At 44.9% G+C, this 12937-nt stretch carries 10 protein-coding genes; 9 read left to right on the top strand and 1 reads right to left on the bottom strand.

From position 1 onward, the window contains the following. Positions 1–83: 83 nt before the first annotated feature. On the bottom strand, positions 84–1049 hold the full coding sequence (locus M1K58_RS07610; protein ID WP_256758052.1) for a helix-turn-helix transcriptional regulator: 966 nt from the start codon (positions 1047–1049) through the stop codon (positions 84–86). A gap of 215 nt (positions 1050–1264) precedes the next feature. Between M1K58_RS07610 and M1K58_RS07605 the strand changes: the two genes are divergently transcribed. From M1K58_RS07605 to M1K58_RS07565, 9 genes are all read left to right on the top strand, one after another. Beyond that, positions 1265–1720, top strand: a complete 456-nt coding sequence (locus M1K58_RS07605; RefSeq protein ID WP_256758051.1) for a MarR family winged helix-turn-helix transcriptional regulator — start codon at positions 1265–1267, stop codon at positions 1718–1720. Further along, a complete protein-coding gene (locus M1K58_RS07600) occupies positions 1713–3197 on the top strand; it encodes a DHA2 family efflux MFS transporter permease subunit (RefSeq protein WP_256758050.1) in 1485 nt (494 codons plus the stop codon). Before M1K58_RS07605 ends, M1K58_RS07600 begins: the two co-directional genes overlap by 8 nt. 171 nt (positions 3198–3368) lie before the next feature. Then, positions 3369–4274 carry a glycerophosphodiester phosphodiesterase gene (locus M1K58_RS07595; RefSeq protein ID WP_256758280.1) on the top strand — a complete coding sequence of 302 codons (906 nt, stop codon included), beginning with the start codon at positions 3369–3371 and terminating at the stop codon, positions 4272–4274. A gap of 46 nt (positions 4275–4320) precedes the next feature. Further along, positions 4321–4596, top strand: a complete 276-nt coding sequence (locus M1K58_RS07590; protein ID WP_256758049.1) for a YqkE family protein — start codon at positions 4321–4323, stop codon at positions 4594–4596. 274 nt (positions 4597–4870) lie between these two features. Then, the gene (locus M1K58_RS07585; RefSeq protein ID WP_256758048.1) at positions 4871–5689 is read left to right on the top strand and encodes a M15 family metallopeptidase; all 819 of its coding nucleotides are present in this window, start codon (positions 4871–4873) and stop codon (positions 5687–5689) included. A 10-nt stretch (positions 5690–5699) separates the two neighbouring features. Then, positions 5700–6218 (top strand): GNAT family N-acetyltransferase, encoded by a 519-nt coding sequence (locus M1K58_RS07580; protein WP_256758047.1) that lies wholly within the window; start codon positions 5700–5702, stop codon positions 6216–6218. A gap of 74 nt (positions 6219–6292) precedes the next feature. Further along, on the top strand, positions 6293–8032 hold the full coding sequence (locus M1K58_RS07575) for an ABC transporter ATP-binding protein (protein ID WP_256758046.1): 1740 nt from the start codon (positions 6293–6295) through the stop codon (positions 8030–8032). Positions 8033–8049: 17 nt separating this feature from the next. Then, positions 8050–12450: a DEAD/DEAH box helicase gene (locus M1K58_RS07570; RefSeq protein WP_256758045.1), complete on the top strand. Its 4401-nt coding sequence runs from the start codon at positions 8050–8052 to the stop codon at positions 12448–12450. A gap of 83 nt (positions 12451–12533) precedes the next feature. Continuing rightward, positions 12534–12887 (top strand): PH domain-containing protein, encoded by a 354-nt coding sequence (locus tag M1K58_RS07565; RefSeq protein WP_256758044.1) that lies wholly within the window; start codon positions 12534–12536, stop codon positions 12885–12887. Positions 12888–12937 lie beyond the last annotated feature (50 nt).

The following is a 12937-nucleotide window of genomic DNA, read 5'->3' as shown; positions in this document are numbered from 1 at the left end:
GAAGCCTTAGCCCCCACTTAATCGTGGAGCTAAGGCTTCTTTCAGCTACTAATCGCTAAGTACAGAGGCTGCTCTAAGTCCCTCTAAGTCTCATACAGGATTTGTCCTGTACGTGACAGATCGTATCCATGAATCATCTTAAGCTCATTTTTATATGCATCTGATTGAACGGTCTGTATGACAGATTGAATCCAATGTAAATTATCGGGAAGCTTGAGCATGACGAGATCATATTGCTCCTGAATGAGGGGGATATAATCCATATTTCCAACGAGCTGCGCCGCTTTTTCAATGCCAACACCTACATCTACTTCGTTGGCTGCCACTCGACCGGCAACTGCGAGATGATTGCTTTCTTCGTGCTCATAGCCGAGAAGCTCGGAAGACCGGTGCTTACGAATACGAAGCTGTTCATCAAGCAATGTGCGAGCTCCCGAACCTTTTTCCCGGTTAACGATTGTAATTCCCGGTTGAAGGAGATCGTCCCACCCCATAATATTTTTGGGATTACCCTTCTGTACATAAAGTCCGGCAGAACGCGCCAAGAGATGTACAACGATATAGGATTGGCTAACGAAGAGTTTACGAATATAGGGAATGTTATACTCGCAGGTATCGCCATCAAGTAGGTGGACACTCACGATATCCGACTCCCCACGATACATGGAGACTAGACTGTCCATACTGCTAGTGAAGGACCGTAGAGAACGAGTGCCTGCTGCCTGTTTCTCGATATGTCTGGAAAGGATGTCAAGACTAACGTCTTGTCCGGTAATGACGAGCTGTCTATCACCTATAGGAGCGGGGGAGGAGGTTTTCCTTGTAAGATCGTTCTGTATCGAAGATGACGCGGCGTCTTGTAAAATGTCGGCGCCAACTACACCTTTAGCACGGAGCTTAAACGCTTTAAGATCGCTTGCATCTACCCGCATCTGTTTTCCTACTCGATAGGAAGCAAGCTCGCCCTTTTTAAGCAAGTCATATACGGTTAGTTTTGATATTTTAAGTAATTTCGCGATTTCTTCCGTCGTATAGGACTCGTTGATCATCGTAATCCTCCGTAGGGATGTAGGGGCTTAATCTTATTCCATATTATAGCACAAGCGAAATAATGTGGCCGTTGATTGCATCAACAGCAACCAAGAAACCTTATGTCGAAATTGGCATATGTAAACATTGACATAGTTATTAAAAAAGAGTATTTTAATTCGTATGCGAAATATTCTGTTGCGAATAATAATCGGAAAGGAGAGTAGGAGATCCTATGAAGGATCAACAGAGAATTCAAAATATATTCACTTCATTCCGTGAAGTTAATCAGGCTTTGAACCACTCTATGCTGCATGCAACTCAACGGACAGGGATTACACCCATACAGTATTATGTTCTGATCGTCGTGGCGGAAACTCCAGGGATCGGATTAAATGAATTGTCCGAAAAAATATATTCCGTAACAAGCACAACAAGTGGCATCGTGGAAAGAATGGTCAAAGCGGGCTGGTTGAGACGTGAACGTCCAGCGACCAATCGTCGCTCCATTAGCTTGACTCTTACGCATGAAGGGATAGCTCTCGTGCAGCAGACAAGAGAAATGCGATTCTCACAGCTCGCCATATCCTTACTGCATTTATCTGAGGAGGATGAACAGCATCTGATCAGAATTCAAAAGGAAATTGTAAACAACATCCAGAGACAGAGAGAGGAAGAGATTGATGAGTAATACAAGCTCCACATTGAAAAGAGGGCCGATTGTCGCCGCTCTCCTTATAGGCGCATTCGTAGCGATACTAGCCCAAACCTTATTGAACGTTGCAATGCCTAAAATGATGGAAGACCTAGGTATTGGTGCAAATACCATCCAATGGCTTGCCACAGGTTATCTTCTAGTAAACGGTGTGCTTATTCCTGTTAGCGCTTATTTAATCGAGCGGTTCTCAACGAGGCAGTTGTTTACGACAGCCATGAGTTTGTTTACGGCAGGTACGATATTATGTGCAGTTGCTCCAAATTTCGAGTTAGTGCTAACCGGTCGTCTCATCCAAGCCGCTGGCGCTGGGATTTTGATGCCCTTAATGACTGTAATCTTCCTAACGATCTTCCCGATCAAAGAACGTGGCAAGGCGATGGGGATGATGGGACTAGCCATGATCTTCGCTCCTGCAGTAGGTCCAACGTTGTCTGGCTGGGTCGTAGAGCATTATGATTGGAGAGTATTGTTTTACATTATATTGCCACTCTCCGTGTTTGCTTTGATCTTCGGAATTGTATCGATGAGAAATGTAACCAAAACTTCTAACCCTAAATTGGATTCGCTTGGCGTTATTCTATCAACGCTCGGATTCGGTGGCTTACTTTACGGCTTCAGTGATGCGGGTCGCGATGGTTGGGATAGTACGATTGTTGTTACCTGTCTCATCGTTGGTGTAGTTGCACTAGTTCTGTTCTTTATTCGGCAACTCAAGTCAGACAAGCCGATCCTGGAGTTCCGTGTATTTAAGTACAATATGTTCTCTTTGACGACAGCCATTAATATGATTATTACGATGTCCATGTACTCCGGTATGATTTTGCTGCCGATATATCTTCAGAACATTCGCGGATTTACCCCTTTAGATGCCGGATTACTCTTATTACCAGGGGCAATTATTATGGGTATCATGTCACCGATCACAGGGATTATTTTCGATAAAGTGGGCGCTCGTTGGCTCGCAGTGATCGGGTTAATCATTACTGTTATTACGACCTTTGAGTTTAGCAAATTAACGATCGATACGACCTACACCCATATGGTGTGGATGTACACTTTCCGGATGTTCGGAATGTCCATGCTTATGATGCCGATTCAGACGGCGGGTATGAATCAATTGCCGCAACGCTTAAATGCACATGGTTCTGCAATGTCCCAAACCTTGCGTAATGTCGCGGGGGCGCTTGGAACGGCATTCCTTGTCACGATTATGACAAACACTGCAGCTAGTCGGGTGAAGGAACTTGCGATCCAAGGGAAAGTTGCAGAAAGTGATAAGGCTGGTATGTTGGAAATTACTCAGCAAGGTACGATTTATGGAATCAATCATGCCTTCGTTATCGCAACATGGATGACTGTAGCCGCGTTAGTGCTTGCTTTCTTCATTAAGAAAGTGAAGCCTCATTCGGAGACGATTAAGTCTACACAGCTAGAAAAACAAAGCAGCTAATATGATGTTGTTTTCAAAGCAACGTGGTCAACCTCATCTACTTTGAGGGTGACCACGTTTTAATTATTTCCAGGAGTGAGAAACTAACGTAAAAGTGGTATTATTATAAGCCACGACACCATGAGCGTTAGATGCTTGGGTCATGCATCAGGAGGCGTAATATTGAAGACAATGCTTAAAAAGATATTAATTCCAAGATGGTATTTCTACATGATGCATATGTTTCTGCTCCTCACTTTGACCGTATTTATTTTCTGGTATACGGATGCCAACGTTCACTTTAGAAGCATGTTCTCCAATGAAACGAAAGTGGCCGTAATTGCTCATCGTGGCGCTTCCGGTTATGCTCCAGAAAGCACGCTGTCCGCTTATCGGTTGGGGGTTAGGATGCAGGCCGATTATATTGAAATTGACTTGCAAGAGACTAAGGACGGTGAGCTCATCGTGATGCATGATGAGACGGTTAACCGCACAACGAATGGTTCTGGACGGGTTAAGAATATGACGTTAGACGAAATTAAAGTTTTGGATGCGGGATCTAGGTTTAATCAAGAGTATCAAATCTACGCAAGAGAAGAATATGCGAACGAGACGGTACCCACTCTACGCGAAGTATTCGAGGAGTTTGGTAAAGATACCAGATACATGCTGGAGACAAAATCTCCGGATGTGAATCCGGGTTTAGAGGAAAAGATGTGGGCTTTAGTCGAAGAATATGACCTAGTCGACTATGTTGCAGTGCAATCGTTCAGCAAGGAAAGCTTGATGAAAATACGAGGATGGAACAAAGATGTTCCCTTATTTCAATTGTTATGGTATAACGGTCCTGCCTACATATCCGACGCTACTCTAACCCGAATTAGTTCCTATGCAACTGGAATTGGTGCGAATTTCTTAAGAATAAATGAGAATTACGTACACAAGGTCAAAAACGCGGGACTACTTATGTATCCCTACACCGTTAATTATCAAGTCAATATGGATAAAGCGTTAAAATGGGGTGTCGATGGGGTGCATACCGACTATCCGGATCGCTTCAAGGAAGTCGTTGAAGAACTCAACAATCCTACGGCATAAACACAAATATTCGCTGAACATGCGATAAGGAGGCCATTAAGTTACTATGGCAAACAACAAGAAGAAACAACAACAGAGGAACGGTTCCCCGACGACAAAGGATCAAGGGGATAAGCCTGTGACGCTCAAGGATTTATTAGGTGCGGGAACGTTAGCCAAGCTGAAGCTACAGGCGGAGACGTTGAAACAGGAGGAGAATACTCGGCAGGAGAATATTAAGAAAGAAGCGGAGGCCGCAAGAAATGCGGAGCAGAAGCTTAAGGAGAATGACTTTGAGTATTTGTTGAACAATAGCACTAAGGTTGGGAAGAAATATAATTAAATGACTTTTTGTTTATTTCATTTCTTTAGGCTCAAAGCTCATGCAAGGCTTGCCGGATGACGAGAGTACGTTAATACTGGGCATGACGTGGGTCTTAAAGCCAAAAGATCTGCAGCCTTTAGGGAACTTTGGATCCCAGGTTACATAGTAATGACGACATTTGGTACAATCGATTCGTGGTGTTGCTGACAACTCAATCTTCCTCCTGACATGAAAATAAAACTATTATAACTTATTTATCACTTTTTGGGTGGAGAAGAGAGGGAATTACTCGATGAACATTAGGAGGAACTTAAGCTCTATTTCATTGTTAGTCATTATATCCTTCCTCCTACTTCCTCTGGCTTCGTGTACCTCGGGAGAGCAAGCTAGGGGACAATCAGCCAGCCCTGAAATGAAGCCTGAGTCGATCTCATTCATTAAAAGGGTAGCTGTTGAGAAGGATAAGGGAAATGAAGTCGAGGCCGTCACGAAGAAAAAAATGCTGCCTAAAGGCTTCGTTTACGTGGAAGACATCATTCCTGATGCAAAATTCGAAATCCGCTATTATGGAGAGTACAACTTTGTCGGTGAGAGGATTGATGGCTATAAGGAACCGGTAGCTATTCTCACGAGTCAGGCGGCTAAAGCTCTGAAGGCTGTCAACAAGGAGCTTGACAGCAAGGGCTATGTGCTACTTATCTATGATGCTTATCGTCCACAGAAGGCAGTTGATCATTTTATCCGCTGGTCCAAGGATGCAAAGGATACGAAAATGAAAGAGGAGTTCTATCCTGAGGTGGACAAAACTAAAGTGTTTAAGCTCGGGTATGTCGCTTCGAAATCTGGACATTCCCGTGGGAGCACTGTAGATCTGACCCTTGTTGAGAAGAAAACAGGAAAGATTGTGGATATGGGCAGTCCGTATGATTTTTTCGGAGCCATATCCAGCCATGGAACGAAGCTCATTACAGCAAAGCAAACTGCTAATCGTAATCTTCTTAAAAATGCCATGGTGAAACAAGGGTTTAAGTTCTATAATAAAGAGTGGTGGCACTATACACTGAATAAAGAACCGTATCCGAACAAGTATTTTACTTTCGACGTGGAATAGGAGGAACACGATGTCTATTTTTACTAGCGTTAACCGTGCAGAACCGGAAGATACGCAGGAGATTATGCGTCTTCTCGTCAACACAGCGGAATGGCTGCTCAGAAAGGGTTCGAGCCAATGGAGTCATCTGCTTAGAGGTGAAGATTCACATAATACGCCTGAAGCGATTAATCGTGGAGAAGTCTATCTCTTTAACCAAGAGGAACAAACTGTGGGTATGGTCATTTTATTACAGAAGCCTAACTCTTGGGATCACGATTTGTGGGGCGAGAGAGCGAACGACGATCAAGCGATTTATGTCCATCGTTTAGCTATTAATCGCAAATTTGCCGGTAAAGGCTACGGAAAGCATATGATGAAGTGGATAGAAGACACAGGGGCATCTCAGCTGGACAAAGGAGTAATCCGACTCGATTGTCTCGCCCATAATGAAGTACTTAATGAGTTCTACAGTGGACTAGGCTATGAGCACATTGGGAAAGCATCAAATTCACATGGTGATTTCAATAAGTTTGAGAAAAAACTATAAATCTTATCCGTGGACCGGACAGTGCCTTACTTGAGGCACTTCCGGTTTTTATATGATAAAGGGGAACCGTGTTAATGAAAGATTTTCGAATGTATTTTAGGTTTGTTAAACCTTATCGGGGGCTTGTGGCGCTAACGCTTATCATCGGGATGTTGAAGTTCGCCATCCCGCTCGCTGTTCCCTTGTTATTGCAATATGCTGTAGACGATATTTTACTTGCCGAATTATCCCAGGACGATAAGATCTCTCGTTTGCTTGAGCTCATCGGAATCTCCTTTGTATTATTTGTAGTGATTCGTTATCCCATAGAGTACTTCCGGCAATATTTTGCCCAACTAACCACAAGTCGAATTCTATTTGATCTTCGTAATCAACTGTATGGTCATTTGCAAAGAATGTCTCTACGGTTCTATCAGGAACGCAAATCTGGTGAAATTATTTCACGAATGATTAACGATGCGGAAAGAACCAAATCCATCGTCGAGACGGGCATGATGAACGTCTGGCTGGATTTGTTTACGTTGACGATCGCGCTTGGAATCATGTTTAGTATGAATGTGACCTTAACTTTGTGTGCCATCGTTATTTTACCTTTCTATGGAATTGCGGTAACTAAGCTATTTAAGAGATTGCGTTCTTATGCCAAATCTCGTTCAGCAGCACTTGCGGATATGCAAGGCTATTTGAACGAGCATGTCGTTGGGATACCGGTCGTTAAGAGCTTTACCCTTGAGCAGCATGAGCAGAAGCAATTTGGGATTAAGAATGGAAAATTCCTCGATCGGGCCATTGCCTTGACGAAGTGGAATGCCTTAACGAATGCGATCATTAACACCCTTACGGAAATAGCACCTTTGCTTATTTTGTTATATGGTGGTTACCTTGTCATAACGGAAGGTTTAACAATAGGGGGATTTGTGGCATTCTATGGGTATCTGGATCGATTATATATGCCCCTACGAAGACTAGTTAATGCTTCAACAGAATTGACACAAGCTTCTGCTTCCTTAGAGAGAGTCATGGAGCTTATGAACGAGCCTGAAGAAATTGAAGACGAAGCAGGCGCGAAGCCACTTCAGAAAATAGCAGGGAAAATTGAATTTCAAAATGTCAGCTTTAGATATCGGGATGAAAGTGATGATGTTCTGAAAAATATCAATTTGACTATTGAGCGAGGACAGACAGTAGCTTTTGTAGGCATGAGTGGAGGCGGGAAGTCGTCGCTAATTAGTTTGCTTCCAAGGTTTTATGATATACAGCAAGGGATTATAACGATTGATGGGCAAGACATTTCCAAGGTAACTCAGATCAGTCTACGTTCGCAAATTGGGATGGTGCTTCAAGATAATATCTTGTTTAGTGGAAGCGTACGAGAGAATATAATGCTAGGCAATCCGCAGGGATCAGAGCTTCTAATGTTCGAAGCTGCCAAACGGGCGAATGCACATGACTTTATCATGAGCTTACCAGATGGTTACAACACAGAAATAGGTGAACGTGGCGTTAAGCTGTCTGGTGGCCAGAAGCAGAGAATTGCGATTGCGCGGGTTTTCCTTAAAGATCCAGCAATATTAGTGCTTGATGAAGCAACCTCAGCGCTTGACTTAGAGTCTGAGCATCTGATTCAGGAGTCGCTGCAGGCACTAACGAATAATCGGACAACACTCGTTGTCGCTCATCGGCTTTCTACAATCACACATGCAGATCAAATCATTGTTATCGAGCACGGGAATATTGTGGAACGAGGAACTCATGACAATTTAATGAAGCTAGACGGTTCGTATGCTCGACTATACAATGTTCAAAATTTATAAGAGTAGGAGCCGACCTTGTGACGGATTTGAATAGGCTAGTCTCTTTTCATCCTGTTATTTCTTCTTGGTTCTCACAAGCCTTCGGGCAGCCGACTGACGTTCAGAGTCAATCCTGGCAATCGATCGGAGAAGATCAGCACACCTTAATTGCGGCTCCTACAGGCTCAGGTAAAACCCTTGCCGCATTGCTGCCATGTTTGGATAAGCTTATTCGCACTCGTTCTCAATCGACAGCAGCTGGTGTACGAATTGTATACATTACTCCGCTTAAATCATTGAATAACGATATCCATCATCATGCCTTACAGTTTGTTGAGCAATTAGACAAACAAGCCACAGCACTTGGTGCTAATTGGCCGGGTATTCGCTGTGAGATAAGGACGGGGGATACAAGTCAGAGTAAGCGAGCATCTATGCTGCGTAATCCTCCTGATTTGTTGATCACAACACCGGAATCCCTATTCTTGTTGCTTACCTCTGCCAAAGGACGTGCGATTCTAGAAACGGTAGAGCAAGTGATCATCGATGAAATTCATGATCTTGCTGCGGATAAGAGAGGTTCACATCTATCACTAACGCTGGAGAGATTAACTCACCACTGTAAGACTCCAGTGCAGCGAATCGGTGTCTCGGCTACTCAGAAGCCACTAGATAAGGTGGCTCGGTTTCTTGCGGGGTGGGAGCCTAAAAGTGATTCTCATGCCGATATGCAGCAAATGCAGCCGAGATCAGTAACAATTATCGAAAGCAAGATGACTAAGAGAATGAGCGTGCTCGTTACAATGCCAGACCAGAGCAAGCCTGCCGCTTCGCGGGAGGCTGTTTGGTTACCCCTATTAGATCGGATCATGCAAGCGATGGAGGGCTGTCACTCGGTTCTGCTCTTCGTGAATAGCCGTCGTCTATGTGAACGATTGTGTCTACGGATTAACGATCATGTCGGTTACGAGATGGCCAGATCTCATCATGGTAGCATCTCGCGAGAGCGTCGTCTGGAAGTCGAGCAGATGCTAAAAGAGGGCACGTTGCGCTGTATTGTTGCGACTTCCTCGTTGGAGCTTGGCATCGACGTTGGCCATATTGATCTAGTTATCCAAGTAGATTCCCCACAGGAGGCGGCTCGCGGAATTCAGCGAATCGGTCGTGCAGGGCATGCGGTTGGAGAGGCAAGCCGTGGCATTTTGTTAGCGCGGAATAAAGCTGCCCTACCGGAGCTTGCGGTATTAAGTAAGCAAATCGCTAACCGTGAGATTGAGGAGATTCGTATTCCTTATGGCCCGATGGATGTACTCTCCCAGCAAATCGTTTCGATGGTAGCAATGGATGACTGGGAAGTGGACGACCTTCATCAGTTGATCCTACATAGCGATAGTTATCGGAGCTATGGGAGAGAACAACTGGAGAGTGTGCTTCAAGTGCTCTCCGGTTATTATCCCTTCGTGAGGCCATTACTGGAATGGAACCATTCTACAAATAAGCTGACGAAGAGAAGTAATACTGCGATGGCTTCTATTACAGGGGTAGGGACAATTCCGCAAAGTGGTAATTATCCGGTGCATCATCTAGATAGTCGGGCACATCTAGGCGAGCTGGATGAGGAATTCATCCAAGAAAGTCGTGTTGGAGACGTCTTTCAGTTAGGAACTAGCTCTTGGATGATTCGAGATATTCGTAATGATCGAGTGTACGTGTCTGAAGCAGGCAATCGTTTCAGTGAGGTTCCTTTCTGGAGAAACGAAGCTGGAAGCAGATCTTACGAATTAGGAGTCAAGATGGGTTCGTTCATGCGGGATTTATCGGAACGTCTTGGCCTTAGAGATGATCATGTGAATAGCGAAAATGAAGCGGAAACGAATGATCTAGTTAATGAATGGCTTCAACAAAACAATGGAATGGACAGGACTTCAGCGAATGAGCTAATCACTCTTGTTAGATCACAGCACCATGCTTGCGCATTGCCGACAGATAAGAGAATTGTTATAGAGCATTACCGCGATGTCATGAATAAGACTCATGTCATCATCCATAATCAATGGGGACGGGACGTAAACCGTGCCTGGTTGCTCGCGATCGGTCGACAGTTCGAACAGCTTCTTCCCTACAGACCTTATGGGAATGCGAAGGATAACGGTATAGAATTCGTGCTGCCTGAATGGGATGCTTCCTGGCTCCAGATCATTAATCAAGTCACACCAGCCAATCTCAACACCTTACTTACCGAAGCTATAACTGGATCTCCTTTACTCGGAATTGCGTTTCGAAAAATCGCAGAGACATCACTCTTATTATCTCGTAGCTTCACGCGAACTCCATTATGGCAGAAACGGCTTCGGAGTGAGGAGCTGATTAAAGGAGCGCTACCGTATGCGGAGCATTTTCCTTATTTGAGAGAAGCGATGTCAGAGTGTATTCATAACTACTTAGCCTACGACGATCTGAAGCTTCTGCTAGAACAGCTCGTGGCGGGCCAAATTGCAGTCGTTGTCAGGGAAACACCGTTCCCCTCTCCATTGGCGGCACAATTTATTGCAGAATATGTGAACATGCAAGTGTATGAAGGCGACGGTTTAGATGAGACTACACGGCTTCAATTGCTTAATGTAAGCAAGGAGCTAGCAGGACAATTGTTCGATTCGAACGCATTCACCGATGCGATCAGCCGTGAGGTTATCGAGGAGGAAAGTCGAGGAATGAACGTGCTTGAGCATCCACCTGCAAATGTGGATGGGCTTGCGAAGCTTCTCAAGAGCCGAGGGGATCTAACATCGAGGGAAATTTCTAAGCTTGCAGGTGAGGCTGCGTTGACATGGCTTCAGTTGCTCCATGAACAAGGTAATGTGGTACCTATCGATTTGACTGGTGACGGTGAATTTCGGTGGATTTCAGCAGATGAAAGAGAGGTTTATGCTGAATTCCCCTCTCGTGCGACTTCCATTACTTTTGTGCTAGGCAGGTATGTGGATCACGTCATTTCATTTACGGAAGCTGAGCTATGTGAAAGATACCCTGCAATGACGCTTAAGATGGCGAGTCATGCAGTCGAACAGCTCATAGACAATGGAGTAATTGAAAGGGCACCTCATGCCGCTGATGACGATGAGCGGATATGGACGAGTACGAAGGTTGCTTCACGCCTCGTGCGTTTGTCGATCCGTCATGCGAGAAGTAAGGCTGAGCCTGCCGAGGCGGCTAGATGGTGTAGTCAAATCGCCTTGCTGCAGCATGCCTTACAGGGGACACAACAGCAAGGTAGCGAAGGGCTGCTCACGATCGTAGAACGTTTGCAGGGACTATTTCTACCCTTGTCTCATTGGGAGACGATTATTTTTCCTACTCGACTGATGTCCTATCGTAAGGAGCATCTTGATTTACTATGTGCTTCCGGCGAAGTGTTATGGATCGGTCGTAAGGAGGAGGGGGACAAGGAGGGGAAGATTGCGTTCTTCCTGACGAGCTCGAAGTCTTTATACACGCCTTTCCTAGATCAGGCAGCCCATCACCCCACCAAGCATCCGAAGCTGTTGAATGTATTAGAAACAGGGGGAGCGAGCTTCCTCACTCGCCTTAGCCGAGATGCAGACAAGCCTCCATCAGAGCTACTCGTGGATTTGCTTGACCTCGTATGGGAAGGGCGTGTCTCTAACGATCAATTTGCACCTCTACGTCTTCAGAACAGTACGAAACACGCCCATTGGGCAAAGACAGGCTCAGGTTTAGGGCGTTGGTATGCGACGAGTACATTACAGCAGGTTGAAGCTGCTTCTTCACCTAATCCGGAAGCCTCGTCGGAGGAGCAATCACCGTTGTTGGTGTGGACGCATCATTTGCTACAGGGATATGGGTTAATTAACAAGGATTTGGTAGCTAAATCTGCTCCGTTTTCCTGGGATGATTTTTATCCGGTATTAAAGAGGCTGGAACAATGGGGTGTTCTCACGAGAGGAACGTTTATCCGGGGGATGTCTACCCTGCAGTTCACAACTCGGGAACTCAGTGATTCTGTGAGACAGCCGCTTCCAACGCTATCCGAGACCACTTCCACAGTGCTTTCTTCCGCAGATCCAGCCAATCCGTATGGTGTGCTTATCGATTGGCCGAAAGATACAAGATCGACCTCTTACGCCCGAAAGCCAGGGAACTTCTTAGTGCTTCAACGTGAACAGTGGTTATTCTGGATCGAAAACAATGGGAAGAGAGTATTCACCGTACCTGGGAAGGACGAGGATTTGGCGCAGATGGAGCAGCAAGCAACGATACTCCAATCGGTATTCCAATCCATTATCCGTAGACAGAAGCTAGTCAAGCTCAAAGTAGAGCTGTGGAATGGCGAACCCATAACCGAGACAACCATCGGCACGATGTTAATAAAGCTTGGTGGAGAACGGGATCTCCGCTCACTCGTGTTCTGGTCAAGCTAGCGATCTCTGAATTTATGGAGCCAAGGAAACTATTCTAGTGTACAATAACTGTAGAAATCATCCATTTCTAAGGAGATGTTGAGATGTTGAATGAGAACGTGTTGTGGGAGGGTAAGCCTTTCAATTATGGGATTCCGAGCTTTACCCGTTATCAGATTACAGAACGCAGAGTCATTGTAGAGAGAGGTATATTCACGAAGAAACGTGAGGAAATTCAATTGTATCGCATCCGCGACATTACGTTGAAACGGAATTTGCTGGAGAGAATTTTGAAATTCGGAGATATTACAGTATTTTCTACGGATACAACCTCGCCCACTTACACGTTAAGGAACATTAGGGGGAGCATTGAGGTATCGGATTTACTCGGCCAAGCCGCTGAGAATGCTAGACTTAAATATAAGGCACAGGAGCTAACAGAAGTACAAGTTCAATAAATAATAATAGGTTGGATTTATAGCTCCTGAGTGAATTGCATTCATGCATA

It is taken from the genome of Cohnella sp. WQ 127256, from assembly GCF_024519285.1.
GTDB lineage: Bacteria > Bacillota > Bacilli > Paenibacillales > Paenibacillaceae > Cohnella.
Note: the sequence above shows the minus strand (reverse complement) of the source record. Positions and strands in the feature narration are given on the sequence as shown.

Bases quoted from the DNA above. Each gene is read 5' to 3' on its own strand.
- M1K58_RS07595 (WP_256758280.1), top strand. From the start codon at position 3,369: ATGCTTAAAAAGATATTAATTCCAAGATGGTATTTCTACATGATGCAT.
- M1K58_RS07575 (WP_256758046.1), top strand. From the start codon at position 6,293: ATGAAAGATTTTCGAATGTATTTTAGGTTTGTTAAACCTTATCGGGGG.
- M1K58_RS07605 (WP_256758051.1), top strand. From the start codon at position 1,265: ATGAAGGATCAACAGAGAATTCAAAATATATTCACTTCATTCCGTGAA.
- M1K58_RS07610 (WP_256758052.1), bottom strand. From the start codon at position 1,049: ATGATCAACGAGTCCTATACGACGGAAGAAATCGCGAAATTACTTAAA.
- M1K58_RS07580 (WP_256758047.1), top strand. From the start codon at position 5,700: ATGTCTATTTTTACTAGCGTTAACCGTGCAGAACCGGAAGATACGCAG.
- M1K58_RS07565 (WP_256758044.1), top strand. From the start codon at position 12,534: ATGTTGAATGAGAACGTGTTGTGGGAGGGTAAGCCTTTCAATTATGGG.
- M1K58_RS07600 (WP_256758050.1), top strand. From the start codon at position 1,713: ATGAGTAATACAAGCTCCACATTGAAAAGAGGGCCGATTGTCGCCGCT.
- M1K58_RS07585 (WP_256758048.1), top strand. From the start codon at position 4,871: ATGAACATTAGGAGGAACTTAAGCTCTATTTCATTGTTAGTCATTATA.
- M1K58_RS07590 (WP_256758049.1), top strand. From the start codon at position 4,321: ATGGCAAACAACAAGAAGAAACAACAACAGAGGAACGGTTCCCCGACG.